At 72.5% G+C, this 26,301-nt stretch carries 25 protein-coding genes and 2 pseudogenes; 7 read left to right on the forward strand and 20 right to left on the reverse strand.

The features are described from left to right. Positions 1 to 134 (forward strand): annotated as a pseudogene (locus tag IF64_RS27980) (3-deoxy-7-phosphoheptulonate synthase); the annotation flags it as partial. A 34-nt stretch (positions 135 to 168) separates the two neighbouring features. Here IF64_RS27980 and IF64_RS0121500 read toward each other — a convergent pair. Beyond that, the gene (locus IF64_RS0121500; RefSeq protein WP_030533970.1) at positions 169 to 669 is read right to left on the reverse strand and encodes a polyadenylate-specific 3'-exoribonuclease AS; all 501 of its coding nucleotides are present in this window, start codon (positions 667 to 669) and stop codon (positions 169 to 171) included. Between the two features lie 58 nt (positions 670 to 727). Next, positions 728 to 1,483 carry a lysophospholipid acyltransferase family protein gene (locus tag IF64_RS0121505; protein ID WP_030533971.1) on the reverse strand — a complete coding sequence of 252 codons (756 nt, stop codon included), beginning with the start codon at positions 1,481 to 1,483 and terminating at the stop codon, positions 728 to 730. A 251-nt stretch (positions 1,484 to 1,734) separates the two neighbouring features. Between IF64_RS0121505 and IF64_RS28275 the strand changes: the two genes are divergently transcribed. Then, positions 1,735 to 2,043 carry a hypothetical protein gene (locus tag IF64_RS28275; protein WP_030533972.1) on the forward strand — a complete coding sequence of 103 codons (309 nt, stop codon included), beginning with the start codon at positions 1,735 to 1,737 and terminating at the stop codon, positions 2,041 to 2,043. Next, the gene (locus IF64_RS0121515) at positions 2,040 to 2,645 is read left to right on the forward strand and encodes a hypothetical protein (protein WP_030533973.1); all 606 of its coding nucleotides are present in this window, start codon (positions 2,040 to 2,042) and stop codon (positions 2,643 to 2,645) included. Before IF64_RS28275 ends, IF64_RS0121515 begins: the two co-directional genes overlap by 4 nt. Before the next feature lie 61 nt (positions 2,646 to 2,706). Here the strand turns inward: IF64_RS0121515 and IF64_RS0121520 are convergent, their stop codons facing one another. Genes IF64_RS0121520 through IF64_RS0121550 form a run of 7 tightly spaced genes read right to left on the reverse strand, consistent with a single transcriptional unit; the run spans position 2,707 to position 8,142 of the window. After that, positions 2,707 to 3,672, reverse strand: a complete 966-nt coding sequence (locus tag IF64_RS0121520) for an NUDIX hydrolase (RefSeq protein ID WP_030533974.1) — start codon at positions 3,670 to 3,672, stop codon at positions 2,707 to 2,709. 47 nt (positions 3,673 to 3,719) lie between these two features. Next, on the reverse strand, positions 3,720 to 4,664 hold the full coding sequence (locus IF64_RS0121525; protein WP_030533975.1) for an ROK family protein: 945 nt from the start codon (positions 4,662 to 4,664) through the stop codon (positions 3,720 to 3,722). Positions 4,665 to 4,684: 20 nt separating this feature from the next. Further along, positions 4,685 to 5,308 (reverse strand): hypothetical protein, encoded by a 624-nt coding sequence (locus IF64_RS26735; RefSeq protein WP_084706019.1) that lies wholly within the window; start codon positions 5,306 to 5,308, stop codon positions 4,685 to 4,687. Then, the gene (locus tag IF64_RS0121535; protein ID WP_030533977.1) at positions 5,305 to 6,465 is read right to left on the reverse strand and encodes an ArsA family ATPase; all 1,161 of its coding nucleotides are present in this window, start codon (positions 6,463 to 6,465) and stop codon (positions 5,305 to 5,307) included. The genes IF64_RS26735 and IF64_RS0121535 overlap by 4 nt, the downstream gene beginning before the upstream one ends. 5 nt (positions 6,466 to 6,470) lie before the next feature. After that, positions 6,471 to 6,914 carry an SRPBCC family protein gene (locus tag IF64_RS0121540; protein ID WP_030533978.1) on the reverse strand — a complete coding sequence of 148 codons (444 nt, stop codon included), beginning with the start codon at positions 6,912 to 6,914 and terminating at the stop codon, positions 6,471 to 6,473. 27 nt (positions 6,915 to 6,941) lie between these two features. Continuing rightward, positions 6,942 to 7,730: a metallophosphoesterase family protein gene (locus IF64_RS0121545; protein WP_030533979.1), complete on the reverse strand. Its 789-nt coding sequence runs from the start codon at positions 7,728 to 7,730 to the stop codon at positions 6,942 to 6,944. Between the two features lie 4 nt (positions 7,731 to 7,734). Further along, a complete protein-coding gene (locus IF64_RS0121550) occupies positions 7,735 to 8,142 on the reverse strand; it encodes a hypothetical protein (RefSeq protein ID WP_030533980.1) in 408 nt (135 codons plus the stop codon). A 123-nt stretch (positions 8,143 to 8,265) separates the two neighbouring features. On the opposite strand from IF64_RS0121550, the gene IF64_RS0121555 reads away from it, so the two are divergent. Beyond that, entirely contained in the window at positions 8,266 to 10,059 is a 1,794-nt protein-coding gene (locus tag IF64_RS0121555; RefSeq protein WP_030533981.1) for an AMP-dependent synthetase/ligase, read from the forward strand. A 336-nt stretch (positions 10,060 to 10,395) separates the two neighbouring features. Here IF64_RS0121555 and IF64_RS0121565 read toward each other — a convergent pair whose 3' ends face one another. From IF64_RS0121565 to IF64_RS0121600, 8 genes are all read right to left on the reverse strand, one after another. Then, positions 10,396 to 12,345 (reverse strand): peptidoglycan D,D-transpeptidase FtsI family protein, encoded by a 1,950-nt coding sequence (locus IF64_RS0121565; RefSeq protein ID WP_051758051.1) that lies wholly within the window; start codon positions 12,343 to 12,345, stop codon positions 10,396 to 10,398. A 54-nt stretch (positions 12,346 to 12,399) separates the two neighbouring features. Next, on the reverse strand, positions 12,400 to 13,272 hold the full coding sequence (gene ftsL, locus IF64_RS28280; RefSeq protein ID WP_048807082.1) for a cell division protein FtsL: 873 nt from the start codon (positions 13,270 to 13,272) through the stop codon (positions 12,400 to 12,402). Next, on the reverse strand, positions 13,269 to 14,228 hold the full coding sequence (gene rsmH / locus IF64_RS0121575) for a 16S rRNA (cytosine(1402)-N(4))-methyltransferase RsmH (protein WP_030533985.1): 960 nt from the start codon (positions 14,226 to 14,228) through the stop codon (positions 13,269 to 13,271). Before rsmH ends, ftsL begins: the two co-directional genes overlap by 4 nt. 205 nt (positions 14,229 to 14,433) lie before the next feature. Then, complete coding sequence (gene mraZ / locus IF64_RS0121580) at positions 14,434 to 14,865, reverse strand: division/cell wall cluster transcriptional repressor MraZ (RefSeq protein ID WP_030533986.1); 432 nt, start codon at positions 14,863 to 14,865, stop codon at positions 14,434 to 14,436. Between the two features lie 451 nt (positions 14,866 to 15,316). Then, positions 15,317 to 16,216 carry an ESX secretion-associated protein EspG gene (locus tag IF64_RS0121585; protein ID WP_084706020.1) on the reverse strand — a complete coding sequence of 300 codons (900 nt, stop codon included), beginning with the start codon at positions 16,214 to 16,216 and terminating at the stop codon, positions 15,317 to 15,319. Next, complete coding sequence (locus IF64_RS0121590) at positions 16,213 to 16,782, reverse strand: PPE domain-containing protein (RefSeq protein WP_030533988.1); 570 nt, start codon at positions 16,780 to 16,782, stop codon at positions 16,213 to 16,215. The genes IF64_RS0121585 and IF64_RS0121590 overlap by 4 nt, the downstream gene beginning before the upstream one ends. Further along, entirely contained in the window at positions 16,772 to 17,413 is a 642-nt protein-coding gene (locus IF64_RS0121595; RefSeq protein ID WP_246134697.1) for a DUF3558 family protein, read from the reverse strand. Before IF64_RS0121595 ends, IF64_RS0121590 begins: the two co-directional genes overlap by 11 nt. Further along, positions 17,410 to 17,862 carry a hypothetical protein gene (locus tag IF64_RS0121600; RefSeq protein ID WP_048807085.1) on the reverse strand — a complete coding sequence of 151 codons (453 nt, stop codon included), beginning with the start codon at positions 17,860 to 17,862 and terminating at the stop codon, positions 17,410 to 17,412. The genes IF64_RS0121595 and IF64_RS0121600 overlap by 4 nt, the downstream gene beginning before the upstream one ends. 418 nt (positions 17,863 to 18,280) lie before the next feature. Between IF64_RS0121600 and IF64_RS0121605 the strand changes: the two are divergent. From IF64_RS0121605 to IF64_RS0121615, 3 genes and pseudogenes are all read left to right on the forward strand, one after another. After that, positions 18,281 to 19,246 (forward strand): annotated as a pseudogene (locus tag IF64_RS0121605) (AAA family ATPase); the annotation flags it as partial. Between the two features lie 142 nt (positions 19,247 to 19,388). Then, positions 19,389 to 20,702, forward strand: a complete 1,314-nt coding sequence (locus IF64_RS0121610) for a DUF58 domain-containing protein (protein WP_051758052.1) — start codon at positions 19,389 to 19,391, stop codon at positions 20,700 to 20,702. Beyond that, positions 20,699 to 23,284 carry a transglutaminase TgpA family protein gene (locus IF64_RS0121615; RefSeq protein ID WP_084706022.1) on the forward strand — a complete coding sequence of 862 codons (2,586 nt, stop codon included), beginning with the start codon at positions 20,699 to 20,701 and terminating at the stop codon, positions 23,282 to 23,284. Before IF64_RS0121610 ends, IF64_RS0121615 begins: the two co-directional genes overlap by 4 nt. 170 nt (positions 23,285 to 23,454) lie before the next feature. Here IF64_RS0121615 and IF64_RS0121620 read toward each other — a convergent pair whose 3' ends face one another. From IF64_RS0121620 to IF64_RS0121630, 3 genes are all read right to left on the reverse strand, one after another. Continuing rightward, positions 23,455 to 23,868, reverse strand: coding sequence for a DUF3040 domain-containing protein (locus IF64_RS0121620; RefSeq protein ID WP_030533994.1), 414 nt, complete (start codon positions 23,866 to 23,868; stop codon positions 23,455 to 23,457). A gap of 206 nt (positions 23,869 to 24,074) precedes the next feature. Then, positions 24,075 to 25,349, reverse strand: a complete 1,275-nt coding sequence (locus IF64_RS0121625; protein WP_030533995.1) for a DNA polymerase IV — start codon at positions 25,347 to 25,349, stop codon at positions 24,075 to 24,077. A gap of 128 nt (positions 25,350 to 25,477) precedes the next feature. Then, positions 25,478 to 26,239, reverse strand: coding sequence for a methyltransferase domain-containing protein (locus IF64_RS0121630; RefSeq protein ID WP_030533996.1), 762 nt, complete (start codon positions 26,237 to 26,239; stop codon positions 25,478 to 25,480). Between the last annotated feature and the right edge of the window lie 62 nt (positions 26,240 to 26,301).

Here is a 26,301-nt window from a genome sequence, read left to right on the forward strand (position 1 = left end):
GACAGGACCTCACCCTCGGCAGGTCCGCCGACCTCGACTACGGCCGCAGCATCACCGATGCCTGCCTCGACTGGGACACCACCGCCGAACTGCTCGACCGACTCGCCGCCGGAGTGCGCGCCCGCCGCGGCTGACCGGCCGGAAACGGCCCCGGTGCCCCGCGGCCGTTCAGTCCGCGAAGCCGGCGCGGCGGCGCACCTCGTCGATGACCTTCCACCGCGCCAGGTTGTGGCGGGCGTCGGCGAGTGCGTCGTGCGCGTCGGCGGGCGCCTTCGGCAGCGTGGGTTTGCCCACGTCCTCCCACCGCTGACGCAGGTCGCGCGTGAAGCGGGGCAGCTGGCGCGGCAGCTTCGGCATCGGACCCCACAGCTGGGCCAGCGCGACGTGGTCGTACGCGGCGTACCAGGCCCACAACTCGATACCGTCGGACGGCTTGCCGAAGAACTCCAGCAGGTCGTCGCGGATCCGCTGTCTGCTGCGCCAGGCCGGGTCGGCGGGTTTGGGCAGCTTGTCGAGCACGTGCTCACGCACCCACTTGCCCGCCTTGCCCGGGTCGAACTCGGTGGACACCGCGTAGAAGCTGCGGCCGGTCTCGTCCACGACACCGATCGACACCAGGTCGATGGTCACGCCGTCCTCGATGAATTCGGTGTCGTAGAAGAATCGCACCGCAGCACCGTATCGGTGCCCTGCCGGCGGCCGACACGGGTGGGGCCGGCCTGCGCGGTCAGCCCGCGCGCGTCTCCGGCATGCGTGCGACGTCGCCCGCACCCGGCCCCTCGGCGGGCGTGGACAGGCTCACCGCACCGGCGAGTTCCTCCTTCGCCTTCGCCGCGTAGACGTCGACGTACTCCTGACCGGACAGCTCCATCAGGGCGTACATGATCTCGTCGGTGATGGAGCGTTCGACGAAGCGGTCGCCCGCGAGTCCCTCGTAACGGGAGAAGTCCAACGGCGCGCCGAACCGGATCTCCAGTCGGCGCGGCCACCACATCTTCGAGCCGATGGGGTTGACCTTGTCGGTGCCGATCATCGCGACCGGGATGACCGGCACCTGGGCCTCGAGCGCGATGCGCGCCACGCCCGTCTTGCCCTTGTACAGGCGGCCGTCGGGCGACCGCGTGCCCTCGGGGTAGATCCCCAGAAGGCGCCCCTCTGCGAGCAACCGGGCGCCGGTGTCGAGCGCGGCCTGTGCGGCCGACGCGCCGGAACGGTCGATCGGGAACTGGCCGGAGGCGGTGAAGAACCACTTCTTCAGCAGCCCCTTGAGCCCCGGCGAGGTGAAGTACTCCCGTTTGGCGGGAAAGGTCACCCGGCGCGGCACGTACAGCGGCATGAAGAACGAGTCGGCCACCGCCAGGTGGTTACTCGCGATGATCGCGCCGCCGCTGGCGGGGATGTTCTCCAGCCCCGTCACCTTCGTCGGCCAGAACAGGCGCAGCAGCGGTCCGAGCAACACGTACTTCAGCAGCCGATACACCACCGGGCCACGCCTCCTCACGTTCTCGGCCGATCGGCCTCACTCGATCAGGCAGATCACACTAACGAACACGGCGGGCAGCCGGACAACAGCGGTCGGCCCGCCCGTTCTTTCTCACAGCTCGTTCCCACAGCGGGCGCGGGCGGCGGGTCCCCGCCGCCTGCCGGAGTTCCGGCCCCGTGCGCCACTCGGTCGTGCGACCATGGACACGATCACCCGACACCCGCCACGCAGACCACGAAAGGCCCCGCGGTATGCCCGTGCTCGCCGGCGCCGAGCCGCTGCCCCGCTCCGGGACGAGTGGCACCGGCGTGCTGCTGTGCGACGGATTCACGGGAAGGCCCGCGAGTATGCGCCCGCGGGGCGAGCAGGCGGACCGGAACGGCTGCGCGACGTGGGAGCCGCAGGCCGGCATCGGCGGCATCGGTACCGATCCGTCGACGGACTCCCACCCCGTCTTGCAGAGCAGCGTCCACGTCGCCACCCTCGAGAGCGACGCGCCGGTCATCTTCGAACGCAGCGTCGAGTTCGTACGTGCGGTCAGGCAGGTGGGGACCAAGTGAGCAGACCAGGCTCCGACGGACCGGACAACGTCGACGCGACGTTCGAGGAGATCGTCGCCGACCTCCGAGCACAGGGATTCGACGAACCCGCCTTCGATGACGCCGACCTCGACCGGCGCCCTGGCCGAGGCCGCGACGGCGACACCGGGGACGGTGCCGACCTCGGCGAGTTCGGTGACCCCGGCGACCGGCGCGATCGGACCGACCGGGGCGACGACACCGACCGCGGTGGCGGCGTCGACGAGCTCCGCAGGCCCTCCGACGAGCCCGCGCCGACCGAACCGGGGTGGCGGGACAGCCCGATCGCCTGGGACGAGACGATGTTCGGCCCGGCACCGGGCGATCCGGACGACCCCGACGACCACTTCGTTCCACCCGAGCCCCCGCCGCTGCCCAAGCCGCGCAAGGGCGCGCTGGTGATCCTGCTGCTGTTCGTACTCGGCCTGGTGTTGTTGATCGCGCCGTCGCTGATCGGCATGGCGGCCTCGATCGCGACCCCGGTCGGCATGCTCTCGCTCGCGGCCGGGCTCGCGTTGCTCCTCCTGCGCGTACGCCAGGGCCCACCGCCGGGCGCCGACCCGACCAACGGCGCCCAGGTCTGACCCGCCCGGACGTCCTCGCCGTCACCCCGAACGCCCACCGGGACCGCTCAGCCACCGGCCCTCAGGGATAGGACTCGAGGGTGTGCCACAACGCCGCCGGGCCGAGCACCGTGTCCGCGTCCGGGGCCACCCGGCCACGTAGCTGCCGGTCGGCCGTCACCACGACGAGGTGATCGCGTGGCCGTGCGGCGCGGAGCGCGCGAGCCGCCGCGACGAGGGCGGCGTCCCCGTCCCCGGGCCCCTCCTGCCCGTGTCGAACGTCCCCGCCGTGCGTGGGGTGCCCGTGCTCGGGTGTCTCCTGCCCGGCGCGGACGATCTCGACGTCCGCCCCGCCGTCGAGCTGCTCGACCCCGTTCGCCGCGCCCTCGACGACGAGCACCACGCGCGGCCACCACGTCCAGTGCTCCGCCTCGGGCAGCCAGCCCAGGCCGATGTCCGGGGCGCGCACGCCGACCCGCGCGAGTCCGGCGAGGCGGTCCCGCAGGCGGGCGACCGCCGCGGCACGGTCGCGCCACCAGCCGTCCGGCCTCGCCCCGATGACGTTCGCCGCGTCGACGAGGACGACCAGTTCCCGGTCGAGCTGATCGCGCAGGCCGGGCCAGGCTGCGGCGAAGCCGGCGTGCAGCGGGTAGTCGTCCACCTCCGCGGGCGGAACCCAGCGCAGGGCCGTGCTCTCCGCGTTGGTCACGCGGGGCTCGGGGACCTGGCCGACCGCCGTGGCCAGCACGGTCGTGTAGCGCCACCTGCCGTGGTCGTCGGCTCGCTGGGCGAGTACGCGGAAGGCCTCGCACGGGACGGCGGTCTCCTCCTCCGTCTCCCGCGCCGCAGCCTGCGCCGAGGTCTCGTCGGACTGCACGGCGCCGCCGGGCAGCGCCCACGACCCGCCCTGGTGCGTCCATCCGGCGCGGTGCTGAAGCAGCACCCCCTGGCGCGGGTCGCTGAGCAGCAGGCCGGCCGCACCGAACAGTCCCCAGTGGCGCTGACCGCATGCGCACGTGACGAACCCGTCGCCGTCCCCGACAAGCATCGTTCGAATCTAGCCTCTTACGCCCGCGGATTCCCAGGGTTCGGTGATCATCGGAGCGCACCGCCCTTCGTCGGCGACGGCCCCTCGGCCGCCAGCGTCGCGGCACCCACGATCGCGGCCTCGTCGCCGAGTTGCGCGGTGCGGATGCGCGCCAACGGCCGTCGTTTGCCTCCGGTGACCGACCGCATGTACACCTCGCGGGCCTCGTCGAGGAACAGGGGCGCCGATTCGGACACCCCGCCCCCGATCACGACGATCTCGGGGTCGTAGACGTCGGCGACGAGCGCGAGCCCCTCCCCGAGCCAGCGGGCCAGCTCGGCCATCGCCATCCGGGCGATCGGGTCGCCGTCGCGCGCGGCGCCGGCGACCCGCCTGCCGGTCACCGCGTCCGGGTCCTCCCTCGCCAGCACCGTCGAACGACCGGGGCGGGTGGCGAGCAGTTCGACCGCCGTCGCCGCGAGCGCGGTACCGCTGCAGTAGCGCTCCCAGCACCCGGCCTTGCCGCACGGGCACGTCCGCCCACCCGGCACCAGGCACAGGTGCCCGAGCTCGGGTGCCACGCCGTGGGCCCCGCGGAACAGCTCACCGTTCAGGAGCAGACCGGCGCCGATGCCCGTGCCCAGTGCCACGAACACCCCGACCCGGCAGCCGCGCGCGGCACCGAACCGGTGCTCGGCGAACGTCGCGGCGTTCGCATCGTGTTCGAGGGTCACGGGCAGGCCGACCCGGTCGGCGATCCGGTCGGCCACGTCGGCGTCCCGCCACGGCAGGTGCGGGGCGAACATCACGGTGCGGCGGTCGTCGCCGACGAACCCGGCGACGGCCAGGCCGACCGCCTCGACGTCGTGCCGTGTGCGCAGCTCGCCCACGACACCCGCGATCGCCTCCTCCAGGGCCGCTTCCCCGCGTGCGGTGGCGGTCCGCGCGGTGTCCAGCAGACCGCCACTCGCGTCCACGACGCCGGCCCGCACGCTCGTGCCGCCGACGTCGATGCCGATCGCCGCCACCGTCGCTACTCCCCCGCGTCCCAGTTCCTGCGCGGACGCACGGTGACCTTGTGCACGCGACGCCCCGCGCCGCCGGCGTCCGCCCCCGCCGCTGCACCTGTCCGCGCCCCCGCGCCGGACGCGTGGGACGGGTCGGGCGGTGGGCCAGGCCGGGACGCCGGTCGGTATCCCGGCATGTGCACGCCCTCCTCGGGCTGCCACCGGTCGGCCAGGACCGCCCGCAACAGCGCGATGAGCTGCGCCGCCTGGTCCAGCACCCGCGCGGCGATCTCCGGCGCCTCGCCGCGCACCACGGAGACGACCGCACACAGTGGACACCACGAGCACGACGTCCACGCCGTGTCGGCACCGTCCCGGGCGCCGGTACCTGCGGCCTTCGGGGAATCGGCACCGCTGTCTGCTCCGTTCCCGGCTCCGTTCTCGGACCCAGCGGCCGCACCGGCGGAACAGGACGCCGGATCGCCCGCACCGTGGCCCGCGGCGAACACGGCCCGCAGCCACGGCTCTGCGCGTTCGGTCACCAGGTCGACCAGCAACCGGATCTCCTCGGCGAGCCGCGCGCTGTCGGCGCCGGGGCCTGCCGCCCCGGCGTACGGACCGTCGGTGCCGGCCCCCTCCGTGCCGCTCATTCGGTTCCCTCCAGGTGCACGAGCACGCCGCGGGAATCGGATTCGGCATCCGTGATCCGGCAGGCGCGCAGTGGTTCGGGCAGCGCGATCAGCCTGCGGACGCCGTCGACCGTGATCGCGAGGTCGTCGTCGACCCGCGCGAGGTCGACGACGCTGTCCCGGGCGAGCGGCACCGCCACCCGGAGCTGGTACCCGGCATCGGTGGCGGTCATCCGCAACAGCGGCGCGAGATCGGTTCCGCCGTCGCCTGCGGCATCGCCGAGCGGATCCGAGGAACCGTACAGCTCCTCGGCGATGGCCCGCAGCGCGTCGAGGCCCACCGGTTCGGCCGCGCGGTGTTCGACGGTGCGGAGGCGCTCGGCGGCGGTGCCGAATCCGGACCGGCCGAGCTCGGCCAGCACCTCGTCCTGCTGGGCGCGCCGCGTGCGAACCCACGACGCGGCGGCGCCGCGCCACCAGCCGGGCGCGGGCATCACGCGGTTGGCGATCATGCCGTCGACGCGGATACCGCGCAAGGCCAGCGCCGTCAGCGTCCGGCGGGTCTCGGCCACGACGACGCGTTCGGGCGTGAACACGAGCCGCACGGCGGTGCGCGCCGGGTCGGTGAGCAGGTCCCGCAACGACCCGGTGCGATCGGCCAGCGCCTCCAGCGAACGCGCCAGACCGGACCGTTTCCCCAGCGGACCCGCCATGCGCCGGACGTAGGCGGAGACGGCGTCGGGCAGCGCGAGCAGGCGCAGGGTCTCGGCGGTCGGCCCGCAGTCGACGACCACCGTGTCCCACCGCCCGTCACCGGCCAGGCGCTGCACCTCGGACAGGGCCAGGAGCTCGTCCACGCCCGGAATCACGGTGAGTTCCTCGGCCTCGAGCCCGTCGAGACCGGCGCCCCGCACCAGCGCGGCCCGCAGCTGCGCCCGGACGCCGTCCCAGCTGTCGTCGGCCAGTGCCCGCACGTCGAGCTGCGCACCGTGCAAACCTGCGGTCACCTCGGTCGGTGCGTGCCCCAGCGACATCGCCACCGCATCGGCCAGCGAATGCGCCGGATCGGTGGACACGACGAGCGTCCTGCTGCCCCGAGCCGCGAGCGCGGCGCCGGTCGCGGCGGCCAGCGTGGTCTTGCCGACGCCGCCTTTCCCCGTCAGCAGCAGCAGCCGCACGCGCCTCAGCCCTTGGCCTCGACGCGCTTCTTGAGCTCCTTCAGAGCCGTGTCCATGATCATCTTCTCGGCCTTGCGCCGCAGCATCCCGATCATCGGCAGGGCCAGCTCCACCGACAGCGTGTACGTCACGCGCGTACGCTCGCCGTCCAGCGGTTCGAGGGCGTACCGGCCGTTCTGCGCCTTCTGCATCTGGCCCTTGACGAGGTGCCAGCTCACCGACAGCCCGTCGTCGGCCCAGTCGTACTCGAGCGTGTAGACGTCCTTGACCGGCCCCGAGTCGAGCGTGAAGCGCACCTGGGACGCGCGGCCCCGCTCGTCGGTCTCGAGCACCTCGGTCTCCTGCACCGCCTTCGCCCATTCCGGATACGCGGGCAGATCGGCGATGACGGCCATGATCCGCTCGGGAGCGGCATCGACCTCGATGGACTGCGTGGACTGGTCGGCCATGGCGCTAGAGCGTAGCGGTCACGCCGTTCACCATCGCAGCACGTAGGGGCGTGCCGTCTTCTGAAAATGTCCGACGTTGCGGCATTCGGTCACCCCGACCCGCAACGCGTGGGTCAGCGGCTGGTGCACGTGCCCGAACAGCGACCATCGCGGCTGCTCACCGACGATCAACTCGGTCAGCGCCGACGACCCCAGCTCGCCGCGCCTGGCGACCACGTCGTAGGTCAGCTCGGGCAGCGCGGGCGGGATGTGACTGCACAGCACGTCGAATCCACTCAGTGCCGCGGCGGCCTTGTCGTACTCCTCGCGGGTGCGCAGGTACGGCCGCCAGGCCTGGTCGGTGCGCGGGGTGACGCCGTCGGGCAGGACGGCACCGCCGATGAACGCGAACCGCAGCCCTCCGATGTCGCAGACCTGCCCGTCCACGAAATGCAGTCCCGGCGCCTCGAACTCGGGCCACAGCGCGGGCGCGTCGACGTTGCCGGGGATCGCGTACGTGGGCGCCGGCAGTGCGGCGAACAGCCGGGCGTACTGCTCGCGCACGGCCTCGTCGAGGGCCCCGCGCGGATCGTCGAGCCCGCCCCACAGCCGCTTCGACAGCTCCACCATCTCCTGCCGGCGGCCCTCACGGCGCAGCGTCGCGAACGTCGCGACGTTGTCCGCACCGAACAACGCGCCCAGGATGCCGCCGCCGTGCTCGTGGTAGTCCACGAAGTCGATCAGGTCGCCGAGCACGACGAGCGCGTCCGCGCCGTCGCCCGCCCGCGCGAGCGCCTCGGCGTTGCCGTGCACGTCGGAGACCACATGAACCCGCACGTGATCACTGTACCGAGGACCGCGGAGGCTCCCCCGCGGCGCGACCGTCCTCCAGAGTCGTCTTCAGATCGAGGGCGATGGCCTTCGCGGCGCGCGCCCTGCGGTCGAACTCGCGGCGCAGCCGTGCCGGCGTCAAGGGCTGACCCGCGGGCGTCGCGCGCAGGAAGTAGTGCAGCACGGTGCCGTCGAGCACCGGTTCGAGCCACACCTCCATCGTGCCGATCAGCGCGCCCCGCACCGTCCAGCGAAGGCCCTGGTCACCACGGTCGGTATAGACTTCGAGCACCAGATCGGGCCAGTACCTCCGCCACGCGGCGGGGTCGGCGAACACGGCGGCCACCGTACCGGGAGGCACGGTCAGGAAGGTCTCGTCGACGATGTCGAGCGCGGGCTCGGAAACGGAACCGGTCACGGTTGCGGAATGGTATGCGCCTCGCAACAGGCGCCCACCCACCCATGGTGAAACGGACGGACACGGGCTAAGTTGACCGGCGAGTAACAACGTTGTTGAGGTTTCCCCAGTTCGGAGGTTGACGTGCGCGAGTACAGCGCCCCAGCACTACGGCCCATCGCCGACGACGAGAACGCCTCCGACGTCGTCTGGGCGAACGCCGAACGCTTCGGCGACACCGTGAGTTTCCGCAGGCGGGTCGACGGCTCGTGGCACGACGTGACCGCACGCGAGTTCGCGGCCGAGGTCACCGCCGTGGCCAAGGGGCTGCTCGCGGCGGGCATCGAACAGGGTGACCGCATCGGCCTGATGTCGAAGACCCGCTACGAGTGGACGCTGCTCGACTTCGCCATCTGGGCCGCGGGCGGCGTCACCGTTCCCATCTACGAAACGTCCTCGGCCGAGCAGATCCACTGGATCCTGTCGAACTCCGGCGCCAAGGGCATCGTCGTGGAGACGGCCGAGCACCGGGCGACACTCGACGAGGTCACCGAGCGCCTGCCCGAACTCGCCCACACCTGGCAGATCGAGGGCGACAGCCCGGCGGTGGACACGCTGTCCTCGACCGGCGGCGACCGCACCGACGACGAGCTGCACGCCCGCAGGCGCGCGGTCAAGGCCGACGACGTCGCGACGATCTGCTACACCTCGGGCACGACGGGCAGGCCGAAGGGCGTCACGCTGACACACCGCAACCTCCTGTCCGAGGTGCGCGCCGACATCGACGCGTTCCCCGACCTGATGGAGTCGGGCAACTCGCTGCTGCTGTTCCTCCCGCTGGCGCACATCCTGGCGCGGGCCATCGCCCTGACGGCGTTCGCCTCGCGGGTCACGCTCGGCCACACCGACACCTCCGACCTGGTCGCCGACCTGGGTGCCTTCCGCCCGACGTTCGTCGTGGCGGTGCCGCGCGTGTTCGAGAAGGTGTACAACTCGGCCAAGCTCAAGGCGCACGCGAGCGGCAAGGGCAAGATCTTCGACGCCGCCGAGGCCACGGCCATCGAGTACAGCCAGGCCACCGACGCCGGCAAAGTCGGCCTCGGACTCAAGCTCAAGCACGCCGTGTTCGCCAAGCTGGTCTACAGCAAGCTGCACGCGGCCCTCGGCAGCCGCTGCATCGCCGCCGTGTCCGGTGGCGCCCCGCTCGGCACGCGCCTGGCGCACTTCTTCCGTGGCATCGGGGTTCCCGTGTTCGAGGGCTACGGCCTCACCGAGACGACCGCCGCCGCCGCGGTCAACACGCGCGAGGCGTTCAAGGTCGGCACGGTCGGCAGGCCGGTCAAGGGCACGTCGGCGCGCATCGCCGAGGACGGCGAGGTGCTCCTGTCCGGCGGCGTCGTGTTCGGCGAGTACTGGCGCAACGAGGAGGCGACCGCCGAGTCGCTCGAGGACGGCTGGTTCCACACCGGCGACCTCGGCGAGATCGACGACGAGGGCTTCCTCAAGATCACCGGCCGCAAGAAGGAGATCATCGTGACGGCCGGCGGCAAGAACGTCGCACCGTCGACGATGGAGGACACCCTCAAGGCGCACCCGCTGATCAGCCAGGCGATGGTGGTCGGCGACCAGCGTCCGTTCATCGCCGCGCTCGTGACGATCGACGAGGAGTTCTTCCCGACGTGGAAGGAACAGAACGGCAAGCCGGCCGACGCGACGGTCGCCGACCTCGCCGACGACGAGCAGCTGCGGGCGGACGTGCAGTCGGCCGTCGACGAGGCCAACAAGCTGGTCTCGCACGCCGAGTCGATCAAGAAGTTCACCGTGCTGCCGAAGGATTTCACCGAGGCAGGCGGTGAGGTCACGCCCAGCATGAAGCTCAAGCGCAACGTGGTGAGCAAGAACTACGCGGGCGACATCGACTCGCTGTACGCGAAGTAGACCCACTCGGCGCCACACAGGGGGCGGTGCTCGCACGATGCGGGCGCCGTCCCCTGTGTCGTGTCAGCCCTGTGTCGTGTCAGCATCCACGCGGCGCCGGGTCGCGGGCCGTGGGCGGTGTTCGCGGCGTCGTGGCAGCGTCCCGCCGGCGGTTCGTCGACGAGCACCACCGACTCCACGGCTACGCGGAACGACAACACCGGTTCCCGAAAGCCCAACACCGGTTCCCGAAAGCCCAACACGGGCTCCTGGATCCGCAACACGAGTCCCTGGATCCGCAACACGCGCCCCTGGGGCCGCAACACGGGGCCCTGGGAGCGCAACACGGGCGTGGCGTCACTGGCGGCGGATCAGCGGGACCACCGGCGACTTCTTCTCCGACAGGGGAATCTCGTAGCGCTGGGCGAGGTAGGAGGCCATCTCCTTGAACAGCGGCGCGGCGGAACTGCCCTCCGGCAGGGTCGTGTCCGGAGCGTCCAGGCGGATGCCCACCACGAACCGCGGGTCGTCGGCGGGCAGGATGCCGGCGAAGGTGATGTTGTACAGGTCGTCGCTGTAGGCACCCGTCTCCGGGTTGATCTGCTGACCCGTACCGGTCTTGCCGGCGACCTGGTACCCCTCGATGGCCGCCTGCGGCGCCGTGCCTGCCTCGTAGGTGTCGCCGTCCTGCACCGTCGCACGCAGCATGTCGCGGACCTGCCGCGCCGTGTGGGTGCTGACCACCCGCGTCTCGTCCGGCTTCGGCTCGGCCACACGCCGCCCGTCCGGGGTCCGCGTCGCCGAGACCACCCGTGGTTCGACGCGCACGCCGTCGTTGGCGATGGCCTGGTACATGCTGGCCATCTGCAGCACCGTCATCGACAGACCCTGACCGATCGGCAGGTTGCCGAACGTCGTGCCCGACCACTGGTTGCGCGGCGGGATGTATCCCGGACTCTCGCCCGGCAGCCCGGCACCGGTGCGCTGGCCGAGGCCGAACTTCTTCAGCATGTCCAGGTAGCGGTCCGGTCCCAGTTCCTGCGCGAGCATCAGCGTGCCCACGTTGGAGGACTTGGCGAAGATGCCGGTCGTGGTGAACGGCTGGGTGCCGTGCTCCCACGCGTCGTGCACCGTGTGGTCGGCGACCTTCATCGACCCCGGCACCCGGTGCACGTCGTCGGGCTTGGTGATGCCCGCCTCGATGGCGCCTGCCGCGGTGATGACCTTGTTGACCGAGCCGGGCTCGAACGGTTCGGTCACCGCCTTGTCGGTGAGCAGATCCGGGTCGAGGTTGCCGGGGTCGAGGGTCTTGTCGCTGGCGAGACCGTAGATCTCGCCGGTCTTGGCGTCGAGCACCACCGCGCTGCCGCCGTCGGCGTGCGACTTCTCGACGTAGTCCTTGAGCATCCGCTGGACGTTGTACTGCACGTCGGAGTCGATCGTCAGTTGCAGGTCCGAGCCCGCCGTGGCGGGCTGGAGGTCACGTTCGGTGCCGGGGATGACGACGTCGGTGCCCTGGGCGGTGTCGGCGACCTGCCTGCCCGGCTTGCCGGTGAGCACGTCGTTGCGCGCGCTCTCCAGCCCGGCCAGGCCCTCGATGTTGTGCTTCGACTGGTCCGGGTCCTCCATCCGCCAGTTCGCGTAGCCCACGATGTTCGAGCCGACGTTCCCGGCCGGGTACTCCCGCTTCGCGCGCTTCTCGTACCCGATCTCCGGGTACTCGGACTGGATCTCGTCGGCCACGGACGGCTGGACGTCGTCCACGAGGTAGGTGAACGAGGATTTGCGGTCGCGCAGTTCCTCGAGCAGGTCCTCCTCGGTCGTCTTGCCGGGCACCTTCTTCGCGATGTACTTCGCGATCTCGGCGACGTGCGAGTCGTAGTTCTCGTCCGAGTCCGGGTTCTTCTTGGCGAACTCGGCCCATTCCTTGCGCATCAGCCGCAGGTTGGCCCACAGCGTGCGGGTCTCGACGCTGAACGCCAGCTGCGCGCCGTTGCGGTCGAGGATGTCACCGCGCTGGGCCGGGATGTCGATGGTCGAGGTGCGCTGCTGCTCGGCGCGCGCCGACAGCGCCTCTGCCTGGAAGCCCTGCACATGGACGAGCTTGATACCGGTCGCGGCGAGGATCACCGCGAGTGCGATGCGCCCGATGACGAACCGGCTGCGCGTTCCACCGTCCGCTGTGGACGCTCGGCCCGCGCGGCGGGCCTTCGCCGAGTAGGTACGTCCCGCTCCCCCGCGTCCCTGCGGTGACGACGATGCCGAGTGTCTCGACCCCGCCGGACCTGCCGGTCGCTTCGGTCGCATCGGTCCCCTCCGGATCACTCCCCCGGGCCGCCGCCGTCACGGCGTGCCCGTCTCTCAGTCCACAGTCTCCTCCGCGGGACCGCTGTTGCGGTCGTCCGCGTGGTCGCCGCGCGTGTCGGCCCCGGCCTGGCGGTTCTGCGCGCCGTCACCGTTGCCCGCCCCGCCGGCATCAGGGTCGCCTCCGTCACGCTGCCCGCCGGGACGCTGGTCCGAGTCGCCGGAGTTGCCCGAGTCGCCCCTGTTGCCGGCGTTTTCGGCGTTGTTGTCGTTGTTGTCGTTGTTGTTGCCGGCGTTGTTGCCGCCCCGTTCCCCGGCAGCTTGCGTGACATCGCCCTCGGTGCGGTCGCCGGACTGGTCGGCCGGCGGGGCGGGCGGAGCGGGCTTGTGCGCCGCTTCCGGCTCACCGACCACGCGGACCTTGCCGTCGTCGCCGACCACGAGCCGTGCGGGGTTACCGCCCGGCACCATGCCGAGTTTCTCGGCACGTTCGGCGAGTTGTCCCGGTGCCTCGGCCGTCGCGACGGCGCGCTGCAGTTCCTCCGAGCGCTCGGCCAAGTCGGCGTTCGACTGCCGCAGCTCCTCGAGCCGGTAGGAGTCCGAGATCGCCTGGGTCGACAGCCAGAGGGTGGTGGCGACGCCCACGGCCATCAGCGCCATGAGCATGAGCACGAACGAGGCACGCGAACGCGGCCACCGCAGGCGCAGCCGGAGCCGTGTCGGCTCGGGCTGTTCCCGCTGCTGTGCCTGTCGCCGCAACGCGTCTGCGCGCTGCGCCCTGCGGGCGTAGGCGCGTTCGGCTGCGGAGCTGCGCCGTTTCGGCGAGCCGACGACGTCGGGAGCGGCGGCCGGTGCCTGCCTCGGTGCCCGCCGCGGGCTCTGCCGTCGGCGTTCGGCCGGCTGGGGGCGAGGACGTGCGGGTGCGGTCATGAGGCAGCCGCTCCAATCCGTTCGGCCGCGCGCAGTCGTACGGAGGCCGCACGCGGGTTGTGCTCGATCTCCCGCTCGCCTGCCTTCTCGGCGCCGCGGGTCAGCAGGCGGAATTCGGGGCCGTGCCCGGGAAGTTCGACGGGCAGACCCTCGGGGGTCCGTGAGGTGGACCGCTCGGCGAACGCACGTTTGACGATGCGGTCCTCGAGCGAGTGGTAAGCTTCGACGACGATCCGGCCGCCGTCGACGAGCGCGTCCAGTGCCGCAGGCACCGCTGCGCGCAACACGTCGAGCTCGCGGTTGACCTCGATGCGCAACGCCTGGAAGGTCCGCTTGGCCGGATGTCCCCCGGTGCGCCTGCTCGCGGCGGGCACGGCGTCGTACAGCAGCCGCACGAGACGCTCGCTGCGGGTGAACGGTTCCTTCTCCCGCTCGGCCACGACCGCCTTCGCGATCCGCTGGGCGAAGCGCTCCTCGCCGTACTCGCGCAGGATGCGGGTGAGGTCGGCGACGGAGTAGGTGTTGAGCACGTCGGCCGCGCTCGGACCGCGTGTGGGGTCCATGCGCATGTCCAGCGGTGCATCCTGGGCGTAGGCGAAACCGCGGTCGGCGACGTCCAACTGCATCGACGACACCCCGAGGTCCATCAGCACACCGTCCACTGCGGACAGACCGAGTCGCTCGAGGACGTCGGGGAGTTCGTCGTAGACGGCGTGGACGAACTCGACCCGGTCCCCGTGCGGCGCCAGGCGCCGGCGGGAACGCTCGAGTGCGTTGGGATCACGGTCGAGACCGATGAGCCGGAGCCGCGGATGCGCGGCCAGGAGGGCGTCGGCGTGCCCGCCGAGTCCGAGGGTCGTGTCCACGAGGATCGCGTCGCGGTCAGCCAGGGCCGGAGTGAGGAGCTCGACGACCCGGTCGAGAAGGACGGGCAGGTGCGCGGCATCGTCGGTCACTGCGCGCCCCCTTTCACTCCCGCCCCACTGGGATCCGATTCCGCCGTGAGCGGATGTTCGTGGGCGGATGCCTTCAGGTTGCGGGCCTGATACCGGGGAAGGTGCATCAGGGCCGCAGCCTGAGGGCATCCGCGCCACGTGTTCTCGCGTGCGTTCCGGGTCCCCCGCCGACTCCGGACCGCCGCCGGCGTTCCGAGTCCGTGACTCAGAAGACGCCGGGCAGGATTTCCTCCTGCGCCTTTGCGTAGTTGTCCTCGTTCTCGTCCAGATAGGACTGCCATGCCTCGGCGTCCCAGATCTCCAGCCTGGTGATCGCACCGATCACCACGCACTCCTTGTTGAGCCCGGCGTAGCGCCGCAGCTCGGACGCGATCGCGATGCGCCCCTGGCCGTCCGGTCGCTGCTCGTCGGTGCCTGCGAACAGGTACCGCTGATACGCCCGCACCGATTCGTTGGTGAACGGTGCTTCGGCGACCTTCCTGGCCATCTGCTCGAACTCCGCTCGCGGGAAGACGTAGAGGCAGTGGTCCTGACCTTTGGTGATCATCAGGCCCCCCGCCAACGCTTCCCGGAACTTCGCGGGCAGTGTCAGCCGCCCTTTGTCGTCCAGCTTCGGGGTGTGAGTGCCGAGGAACATCGGCCTCCACCTCCCCTACCGATTCCGTGCGGGCCGTCCTGTCGGACCCACCGGCACCGGCCACGGAGCTCCCTTCCGCCCCACTGATCACCACCGTACCCCACTTCGCACCACAGTCAACGGCGAAACGCGTCCCTCGATCGAAGATCTGCGCGGTATTCCCAGGTCATGGCGGCGGTTGGTAGGTGGGGAGCCGTGGGGGAACATCGCCGCCCCGGGGGATGATCGGCCGTCTTCCGTCGCCCGAACGGTCCGTTTTCCACCGGTTTCGCGTGCGTGGGGCGCCGGGGTGGCGGGATGTGGGGAGTCCGGTGGGAGGTAGTGGGGACGCCGGTGGGAGGTCGTGGGGACACGGCTACGACGGGCAACCGGCATGAGCTGGTCGGCGGTGGGAAAGGATCCGGCGGGCGGTCACCCTCGCCCGGGTGCGGCGACGGGTGGCGCGTGGGGGTCAGCCGCGGGAGGTCGGGCGAACCGCGATGCCGGAATCCGTGGTCCGATCCGCTGCCACGCCGGGCGCGTCCGGGCGGCCCGTTGCCGCACCGCCGGCTGCCTGCCCACGTTCGGCGGCGGAGGCTGGGTGGTCGGATCCGGCGGTGTCCGCGGTCCGGGCGAGGTCGGCGAGTCGTGCGGCGACGCGTTCCCGGTCGGCGGGGGCGACGGTCGTCCAGGGCAGACCGTCGGCGCCCGGCGCGGTCACTCCGGTGTAGGCACCGACATCGGTCAGGAACCAGGTCAGCCCGCCGACCCGGTTGCGCCTCCCGGACCCCGCCCCCAGTCGGTACACGGAGAACTGTCCCGCGGCCAGGACCGGACGGGCCTGGATCGCGAGCACCTCACGCAGCTGCCGTTCGTGGGCACGGGATCCCGACACCTCGCCGAACACCGGGTCGTCGGCGGCGGCGAGCGCGGTCGAGGGCAGGCTGACACCGTTGCCCGGTCCTGCTTCGACATCGGGCAGCACCGCGGCCGCCTCGGCGAACTCCCGGCCCTCCCCGACCGCGGCGAGTCCGATGGTGCGCTGGGGCTGCACCGCCAGCACGCCGCGTCCGGTGGTGCGCGCGGCGACGACGGCGCGCAGGGGATGCGGATCGTCGAGGTCGAACAGGAACTCGCCCTCGACGGTCACCGGCGCCGAGGCCAGCACCGCGAGGCGCTCGGTGAGCGCCGGATCGAGCCTGCCGTCCGGGACGAGGCCGCGCTCGGCAAGGTTGGCGTAGACGTCCTCCCGGATCCGCGCGCGTTCGGCGCCGGTGCGGCCACCGCTCGGCACGTCGAGCACGCCGGGCGGCGGGCCGGCGCACAGGTCGGCCCACAGGATGTCGAACGCGGACGCCGAGACGCGGATCATGCCCGGCTGCTCAGCGACGGCGGTGCGGTGAACGACCCGGCGGGCACCGCGTCCCGCAACGCACGATCGCGGGCGTACAGCACGTCGATCGCCTGCCGCCGGGCGCGTTCGGCCTGCTCCCTGCGCTCGGCCAGCGCGTCGGTGAGTCCCACGAGGGCGGCGAGGTCGCCGCCGCCGACGGCGTCGCGGATCGTCGCCGCGGGGTCGTAGGCGACCGGCTCGGGCATCGCCGCGCGTGCGCGGGCCGCCGCGCCGGCCTGCGCGGCCACGCCGCCGCCGACCTCCGATGCGGTCTCGGCGGCGTGCTGCGCCCACTGCCCTGCCCGGGCGAACGCGGCGCGCAGCGCCTCACCGCCCTGCCCCTGCCACGCTTCCTCGGACCCGGAACTCGCAGCGGTGAGCGCGTCGACCGCGTCCTGCAGCCGCTGTCCGAGCCCGGCCCATCCGCGCGCGATCTCGCCGGCCGACTCCGGGTCGTTGCCGGCATCGACCTCGGCCTTGAGCTGCTCGTGGCTGTACGACTCGTAGCGCACGTCCGGCTCGGGCGTTCCGCGATCACCCGTCATTCGGTCCTCCCGGAAGGTCGGGTGCGATGAGCTCGGCCACGGTCCTCGCCCTGACACAGGAGGATTCCGTGTCCGTGAAGTCCACAGAGGACACGTCGACGTGGACCGACGACGACGGTCCCGTCGCGAGCAGGACGGCGCAGGTGCCGTCGTCGGCCGCCAGGTCGGCGACCCGCATCGCGTCCCGGCCGCCGATGCGCATCCGTTCGGCCTCGCCTTCCCCGGCGGTGCGCAGGGCGTCCAGTCCGGAGGTGTCGTCGACGGTGATCGTCACGCCGCCGGTCCCGGATTCGGTGTAATCGCAAGACGGTGCACCGGCGACGTCCCTGCGCTGCCCCTCCTCCGTGAGCCCGGCGGTGGACCGGTCGGCCGGGTCGAGCCAGGCGCAGGGGTCCACCGCCTCCGAGCCCGAGCCGCCGGCCGCGTCCTCGGCCGCCGTGCTCGACTCGGCGGCCGAGGTCACGACCGGCCCGGCGTCCTGCTGGGCGCGCGATTCCGGCCCACCCCCGACGTGGCCGCAGCCCACCGTCGCCGCGGTGAGCACGGCCACCGTCACCAGCCCGGCCAGCCCCGGCATCCCGCGCAGCCGCGTGCCGAGGGCCCGGGTGCGGTCGCGGGCGGCCGGATTCATCCGCCCTCGCAATCGACGCCGCCCATGTCGCCCGCGGCCTGCTCGTCCTGGGCGCGGTAGCGCTCGAGGGCGGCCTCGATCTGCCCGCGCAGGTCCGCCAGCTGTCTGCCGAACGCCACGAGTGCGGGCACGGCCGCCCTCGCCGACGCCGCGCCGTTGCCCGCCGCCGCGTCCGACACGGGCTCCACGCCGGCCGCGGGGTCACCACCCGAGTCCCCCGCAGGATCGAGGCCGTAGCGCGCCATGAACTCGCCCAGCTCCGCCGCATAGCCCCCGCCGAGGGGCACCGAACGCGCCAGCACCTTGGCCTCGCGCACCATGCGGGCGACCTCGTCCTGCAGGTCGGTGATCTTGCGCAGCGAGTCCTCCGCCAGCTCCGGCGAGACGGTGAACGCACCGGCCGGGATGTCGACGGGTCCGGTCACGGGCGCGGGCGTTCCGCCGGTCATCACGCCTCCCGTTCCCGCACGAGCAGTCGTCGTGGCTCTCCGTAACCATGCGATTCCAGTCGGCAATCCTAGAGGTCTGCCCGCAGATGTAAACCCCGCGTGCGAGCGCGGCCACACGGCCTGCGAACCTCACGGCGCGCAGCCGCTGTGCAGCCGCTGCCACGGCTCTGGACCGCAGGCGTCGGCGGCGGGCCGGTTCCCACGATGTCACCGACTGCGGCACTCGGGGTGAATGTCTCGAATTCGCGTCTGTTTGACACACTTCATGGGAACCTGAATACGGGCGCGGACATGGGAACGTGGAGGTCGTGTGACGTCGAGAGGGCATTCAGCCGCTACCGCCGACACGTTCGGTGACCACGCCGCGCAGTCCACCCCCGCGCAAGCCGCCCCCGAGCACACGCAGGGCGGCGACGGGATCGGCGGACCCGGGGGACCCGGTGGCCTGGGCGATCTGCACGAGACCGCCCGCAGGATCGCGGCGAACGTGGAACGGGTCCTGGTCGGCAAGCCCGACGTGGTCCGCATCGCGCTCGTGACCCTGCTCGCCGAGGGCCATCTGCTGGTGGAGGACGTGCCCGGGGTCGGCAAGACCTCGTTGGCCAAGGCACTCGGCCGGTCGATCGACTGCAGCGTGAGCCGCATCCAGTTCACGCCCGACCTGTTGCCCAGCGACGTGACCGGCGTGTCGATCTACAACCGGCAACGCTCCGAGTTCGAGTTCCGCCCCGGCCCGGTGTTCGCCAACATCGTCGTCGGGGACGAGATCAACCGCGCGTCCCCGAAGACACAGTCGGCCCTGCTCGAATGCATGGAGGAGCGGCAGGTCACGGTCGACACCACGACCTATCCCCTCGAGTCGCCGTTCATGGTCATCGCCACCCAGAACCCGGTGGAGATGGAAGGCACCTACGCCCTTCCCGAGGCCCAGCGCGACCGGTTCACGGCACGGGTGTCGGTCGGTTACCCGGATCCGCAGGCCGAGCTCGCCATGGTCGACGAGCACGCGGGCCACAACCCGCTCGACGAGCTCACGCCGGTCTCCGACGGGGCGACCGTGCACCGGCTCGCGCGCACCGTCCAACAACTCCACGTCGCGCCGGAGGTCCGCCAGTACGCCGTGGACATCGTGGCGGCGACCCGGCAGCTGCCCGAACTGCGCCTCGGCGCCTCGCCGCGTGCCACGCTCCAGTTCGTGCGCGCGGCGCGTGCTCAGGCCGCACTGTCCGGCCGCGACTTCGTCGTACCCGACGACCTGCACGCCGTGGCCGTTCCCGTGCTGGCGCACCGGCTCGTGCTCACCACGGAGGCGCAGGCCGCCCGCCGCTCCCCCGCCGACGTCGTGCGGTCGGTGCTGCAGCGCCTGCCCGTACCGCAACGTGGCACCGTGCCCGGCGCTTCCGGCAGTGGCGTGTCCGGCAGTGGCGTCTCCGGTAACGGTCACCGGCCGCAGCACGCCGCGCCCGCGCCGGGACGTCCGGGCGGGTCGGCGGGCGACCACATCGGACGCTGACCCGGGCACGATCATGACCACCTCCGCGGGACGGCCGAAACCCGCGTTCCTGCGCGCACTGTCCGGGCTCACCACCCGGGGACGCTGCCTGTTGGCCGCGGGCGTGGCCGCGGCCGTCTGCGCCGCGGTGCTCAACGAACGCGGCCTGCTGCGCATCGCGGTGTTCGTCGTCGCGCTGCCCCTGCTGACGGTGGTGCTGGCCTCGGCGTCCCGGGTGCGCATCGGCGCCCGCAGGGTGATCGCCAGCGAACGCGTCCCCGTCGGCGGTGACGGCGAGGTGCGGCTCGACCTGTGGCGCACCGGGCGGCTTCCGGCGGGCGAGATCCTGGTCGAGGACCGCGTGCCGCAGGTACTGGGCATGCGTCCGCGGTTCGTCGTCGAGCGCCTTCCCCACCGGCCCGTGTCGCTGCGCTATCCGATCCGCCCGGGGCTGCGCGGGGTGCACCGCATCGGATCGTTGCGCGCGACCGTCACCGATCCGTTCGGGCTGTGCGAGTTCGACCGTGACCTGGCGCCCCCGTCGCGCATCGTGGTCGTCCCGCGGGTGACCCCGTTGCACGGTCTACCGGGAGGCGCAGGCGCGGCGGGCGGCGAGGCAGGCAGCGTCCGCCTGCACGCGGGACAGGGCGAACCCGACGTCATGGTGCGCCAGTACCGCACCGGCGACGACATGCGGAAGGTCCACTGGCGCTCCACCGCACGCCGCGACGAGGTCATGGTGCGAGTCGAGGAACGCCCGTGGCGCGGCGGGACGACGGTGCTGCTCGACCACCGCGCCGCAGCACACCACGGCGTCGGATCCCCGGACGGCAGCCTGGAGTGGGCGATCGAGTTCGCCGCGAGCGCGTGCCTGCACCTCGGCCGCGCGGGCACCCCGGTGCGGCTGGTCAGCGGACACGGCACACCGATCGTCGATCCGCCCCAGCAGGCCGGGCCCCAGGCCGACGGCGTCGTGCTCGACGCGCTCGCCGCGCTGACGCCCACCCACGAACGCGAACTCGCCACGGGCGCCGACCCGGGCCACGGGCAGGAACTCATCGCGGTCCTGGGCACCGTCGGACCGCAGGGTGTCGCCGAGTTGACCCGCGCACGCACCCGCGGGGTCCGGAGCCTGGCCGTGCTGGTCGACACCTCGTCCTGGCAGGCCCCCTCGTGGCAGGGTCCCGGACGTGGTGCGGGGCCGCCGGTCCACGACGCCGCGACCCTGCTGCGGGCCGCGGGATGGGGCGTGGTCGTGGCGGACCGGCACACACGGATCGACGAGGCGTGGACCCAGCTGTGCGCGCTGCCTGCCCGCGGTCCCGTGCAGACGGGAGGTGTGTGGTGAGCGTCGGAACCCCCACTCCCCCGGCACCGCCGCCGTCCGCCCCACCGTCCACGCCGTCGCCGGGCCCGGGCTCCGGGTCCCGCCGCGGACCCGTCCTGACGGTGCACGGCGTCGTCGCCCCGCTCGCGGCCGCGCTCGCGGTGATCGCCGCGGCCACGGCACTCAGCGGTGTGGTCCAGGGGTGGGCGTGGTTCGGCGATGTCCTGGTCGCCACGTTGCTGATCGCGGCGACCGGCATCGGCACCAGGGCGGTACGCCTGCACCCGTTCCTCGTCGGGGCGGCCCAACTGCTCGTGCTGCTGATGGTGGTCACGGGCTCGTTCACCACCACCGGGGTGCTCGGCGTCCTGCCGGGTCCCGAGGCGTTCGGCGAGCTGCACCGCGTGCTGCTCAGCGGATTCGAGGACATCCGCACCGGACTGCCGCCCGTGGAGGCGAGCCACGGGATCCGCTGCCTGATCATGATCACGCTCGGGCTCGTCGCGCTGGTGGTCGACGTGCTGGCGGTCACCGCCGCGGCACCGGCCGCCACGGGCCTGATGCTGCTGTGCGTCTACGCGGTGCCGTCGGCACTCACGGCGGAGATGCTGCCCTGGTGGACGTTCACGCTGGGCGTCGTGGCGTTCGCGGGACTGCTCGCCGTCGACGGCAGTCACCGCCACCGGGTGTGGCGCAACCGCACGCCGGTCCGCGGCGCGGGGGTGAGCGCCGGGTCGGTGTCGGCCCCGCTGGCGGTCGTCACCGCCGCCGTCGTCGCCGGTCTGGTCGCGGGCGCCACCATCACGGTCGTCGGCACCGAGGGCAGTCTCCCCGGCAGCGGCTCCGACGAACGCGACGCACCGGGCGGGCTGGGCGTCTCGCCGTTCACATCGCTGCGCGGCATGCTGGGCGACCGTTCGGCGGCCCGGATGTTCGAGGTCGACGGGCTCGGCGACAACGCCGCACTGATGCGCGCGTTCACACTGTCCCGCTACGTCCCCGGCGAAGGCTGGGAACTGCCCGAGGGCAGGCGGATGCCCGCGGGCCAGCCCGCGGACGGCCCGCTGCCCCGCGCGCCGGGCGACACCGTCTCCGGGGACGCCCGCACCGTCCGCGTCACCCCGATCAACTGGCTCGACGTGTGGCTGCCGACCTACGGCAGGGTCCGCAGCATCGACCCCCCGTCGGAGGGCTGGTACTACGACCCCGGCAGCGGTTCGGTCTACAGCGAGGACCGGCGCCGGCCGCGTGCGTACACGATGACGACGTCGCTGGACGAGCCGACGACCGCGCAGCTGCGCGCCGAGGGCACCGTCACCGGTGCGGCGCCGCAGTACCTGGAGGCCGACGACGTCGATCCGCGGGTGCACGGGCTCGCCGAGCGCCTCACCCGGAACCAGGACACGACGTTCGACAAGGCCAGAGCGGTGTGGCGGTACTTCACCGATCCGTCCAACGGTTTCGTCTACGACACCCGGACCGCGCCCGCGTCGGACCCGGACGCGCTGGCCGACTTCGTCCTCAACGGCAAACGCGGGTTCTGCGAGCAGTACGCCTCGGCGATGGCGGTGATGCTGCGCTCGATCGACGTGCCCTCCCGGGTCGCCGTCGGGTTCACACGGGGCTATCAGAACGGCGAGGGCTCGCGGGTCATCACCTCACAGGACGCGCACGCCTGGGTCGAGGTGTACTTCGACGACCTGGGATGGGTCACGTTCGACCCGACCCCGCTCAGCAACGGCCGCGGCTACACGCCCGACTACCTCGACACCCCCGACGATCCGCTGCCCGACGACCCCTCCGAGACGGAGTCCGAACCGGACAGTGCCACGCCGAGTTCGGAGACGCCCGCGCCGGCCCCGGACGCCGAGCAGGACGCGCAGGCTCAACAGGACCCGCGGTCCGGCCCGCCCGCGCAGTGGCCCGGCTGGCTGGCGGGCGGATTCCTGGCCGCAACGACCGCGGCCGTGCTCGTGATCGGGCGACGGTTCGTCACGCGACCGGCCGCATCGGTGCGCGGGGCGACCGCGGCGGCGGTGGCTGCTACCTGGGGCGTGTCGTTGGTCCTGGCGGCGTGGCTGGTGCACTGGGCGGTTCCCGTGGTCGTGTTCGTCGCCGTCGCCGCGCTGCTGGGTCCGGCCGCCGTCCGCGAGTGGGTCCGGCATCGCAGGCTCGCCGAGGTCGCGCACGGCACCCCCGAGTCCGCCGACGCGGCATGGCGGGAGGTGCTGGCCGAATGCGCCGACCGGGGACTCGATCTCCCGCCCACCGATACGTTGCGCCAGGCCGCCGGCACGATCGACGACCGGTTCGGCCTCGACGACGAGGGCCGCGCTCACCTCTGGGAGATCGTGCACGCCGTGGAGCGGTCGTGGTACAGCCCGGCGGGCGCCGGGACGACCGCGACCTCCGGCGCGGTGCCCTCGGGCCCGGGCGACTCAGCGGTGGATTCGGGCGCAGTCGACTCGGGGGCGGCGTCGCCGGTGTCCGGCCCGGCCGGGCTGGGCCGGGCCGTGGCCGGGCTGCGGGCCAGTCTGGACCGGCAGGTGCCCGTGCCGTGGCGTGGCCGGATCCTGCCCCGCTCGCTCCTCCGGCGCGGCTGACGTCTCCGCGCCGGGCCCGCACCGGCACCTGCCGGCGTCCCGGCGAACGCAACCCGGGTGAGCGCAGGCGGGTCAGGTGGGCCGACACGACTCGAGCAGGGCACCGGCCCGCGGTGCCCTGCTCGAAGTCCGTATGCGGATGTCACGCCCGATCGCGGGCGCGGCGTTCGTTATCGATCGTCGAACCGATGGCGCAGCCGATCCTCCATCTTCTGCGCGAAGGAGCTGCGTTTGGCCTGAGCGGCGCCGGACGAGCCGCCGCCGGAGTCCCCAGAACCGCTGCCGGCGTCCTCCGGCTCCCCACCTGCTCGCATGGCAGTGACGACGAGCACCACCCCCAAGAACATCACCAGGAAGCCGAACACGCTGATCAGCGGGATCTCGGCCACCCGCACCGGCACGACGACGCCGAGCACCAGCAGGCCGATGCCCAGCACGAACAGCGCCCCGCCCTGCAGGCGCCGACCGCGCCTCGGGCGGCGCACCTTGGCGCCCCGTACCGACGATGCGAACTTGGGGTCCTCGGCATAGAGCTCGCGCTCGATCTGGTCGAGCAGCCGCTGCTCATGCTCGGAGAGTGGCATCTTTCCTCCTCCGGCACAGCGCTTTCCGGTGCCTCTCGCGCACCGGACCGCATTTCATCGTGGACCCTGACAGCCCCAGGGTCGGGGTGTCACCCTCCAGGATACGAGCACTGCGCGCCGCCGACTACCCGATCTCACCTTCCAGCAGGACTCTTTCCTGCGACGACGACACAGCAGAGCACGCGCCGCACGGAACGCGATCAACATCACCTCTCATCGGGTGACAACAGCGAGGCCGGACGCACCGCTGCGGAGCCGAATCTCGACCGCGCGTCATCCGCGGCCCGTTCCGCATCCCGCCATCGTGGTTCCGCGGTCAGCGAGGGGGTGTCGAAACTCAACTGTTCCGCCACGTCCCCGTCGGACAGGCCTTCGACCCGTACCCCGACCAGACGCACGGCGACCGAGCCGTCGCCGGACGTGGCCTCCCGGAACAGTTCGGCGGCGGTGGCGTGGACCTCACGGGCCACGTCGGTGGCCGAGCCGAGCGTGCGCGCCCTGGTGATCGTCCGGAAGTCGGCGAACCGCACCTTGATCGACACCGTGCGCCCGCGCAGCTCCTTGGCACGCAGCGACGCGGCGACGCGTTCGGACAACCGCAGCAGTTCCCGGTCGAGCACGCCACGGTCGCGGACGTCGGTGTCGAACGTGTGCTCGGCGCCGAGGGACTTCTCGTCCGACTCCGGCACCACCGGACGGTCGTCCCGTCCATGGGCGAGCGCGTGCAGGTGCTCGCCCGCCGCGGTGCCCACGCTGCGGCGCAGCCGTTCGACGGGGGCCGCGGCCACGTCGGCGATCGTCGTGAACCCGTGGCTGCGCAGTGTCTCCTCGGTGCGTTTTCCCACGCCCCACAGCGCGGAGACCGGCAGCGGGTGCAGGAACTCCAGCGTGCGGGCCACCGGCACGACGACCATGCCGTCCGGTTTGGCCATGCCCGAGGCGAGTTTGGCGATGAACTTGGCCCTGCCGACCCCGACCGAGCACGTGATGCCGTGGTCGGCCGCCACGCGCTCGCGGATCCGGGCGCCGAGGTCGGCCGGCGTGGCACCGAGCCTGCGCAGCGCGCCGCTGACGTCGAGAAACGCCTCGTCGAGACTGAGCGGCTCGACCAGCGGCGTCAGTTCCCGGAAGATCGCCATGACGCCGTCGGAGACCTCGCGGTAGGCGTGCCTGCTCGGAGGGATCCACACCGCGTCCGGGCACAGTCTGCGCGCGGCGCCCGCGGGCATCGCGGACCGCACGCCGTACCGCCGGGCCGGGTAGTTGGCCGAGAGCACCACCGACCGCGGACCGGCCCCGGCCACGATCACCGGACGCTCCACGAGCTCGGGGCGCTCACGCAGTTCGACGGCCGCGTAGAACGCGTCCATGTCGACGTGCAGGATGCCGCACCCGGTGTCGTCCGGATACTCGGCACGCGGCGTGCCGGTGCGCACCACGAAGCGCTCGTGCCCGCCGGGCAGCTGCGCGTTACGTCCCACGGCGTCAGAGTAGCCGCGGGCCCTGACAGTCCCGGGTCACCCGGCCCCGCTCACGACCAGGAGACCGTGTGACTCACTCGGGCTGGGTGATCCGGGGTGGGTGGTCCGGCCTGGGTGGTTCGGGTGGCTCATTCGGGCCTGCGCGCCAGCACGTGCAGTCTGCTCGCGATGTCGCGCAGCGGAGGCGTGACCGCCGCCCTGTCCTCGAACTCGGTCACGTCGCGTTCCCACGTCGCGTCGGCCCCGTCCGGTTCGGCGTCGAGCTGATGCACCACGTCGGCCACGACGCCGTCACCCTGCATGTGCGTGACGGTCAGGCCCGCCCCGCCGAGCAGCATCTCCAGGCCCGAGGTGTCGAACCGGCGCAGCACCGTCTCCGAGTCGCCGGAGAGCACACCGTCGGGCGCGGTCAGCAGCGCGGTGGCCTCGGTGAGCCTGCCGGCGAGCGCGCGCTGCAGCACGGCCGCGTGCCGGTTGGCCGCCAGCACCGACACGGCCCCACCCGGCGCCGTGACCGCCGCGAACGCCCGTACGGCGGCGGCCGGATCGTCGACCACCTCGAGCAGGCCGTGCGCGAGCACCAGGTCGGCGGACGACTCGGGCACGGCCGCCGCCAGCGCGTCGGAGTCGTCGGCCACGACGGTGATCAGCTCGTCGACACCGACCTCCCGGGCACGGCGGCGCAGCGTCGCCCGCGCGTCCGGGTTCGGTTCCACGACGGTCACCTCACAGTCGTGGCCCGCCAGGGGCACGGCCCAGCCACCACTGCCGCCGCCGACGTCGACCACCCGCGGCCTGCCCGACCGCCGCTCGCGCGCCTGCGCCAGCTCCGCTTCCAGCAGTCGCCGTACGGCCGGGGATCCGTGGCCGGCCGCGTACTCCGTTCGCATGGGCGCCCAGCGTAGTCACGCCCGTCGGCGACCGCGCATCCTGTGCACCGGACACGCCGCGG

Source organism: Prauserella rugosa (assembly GCF_000719975.1).
GTDB classification, from domain to species: Bacteria; Actinomycetota; Actinomycetes; order Mycobacteriales; family Pseudonocardiaceae; genus Prauserella; species Prauserella rugosa.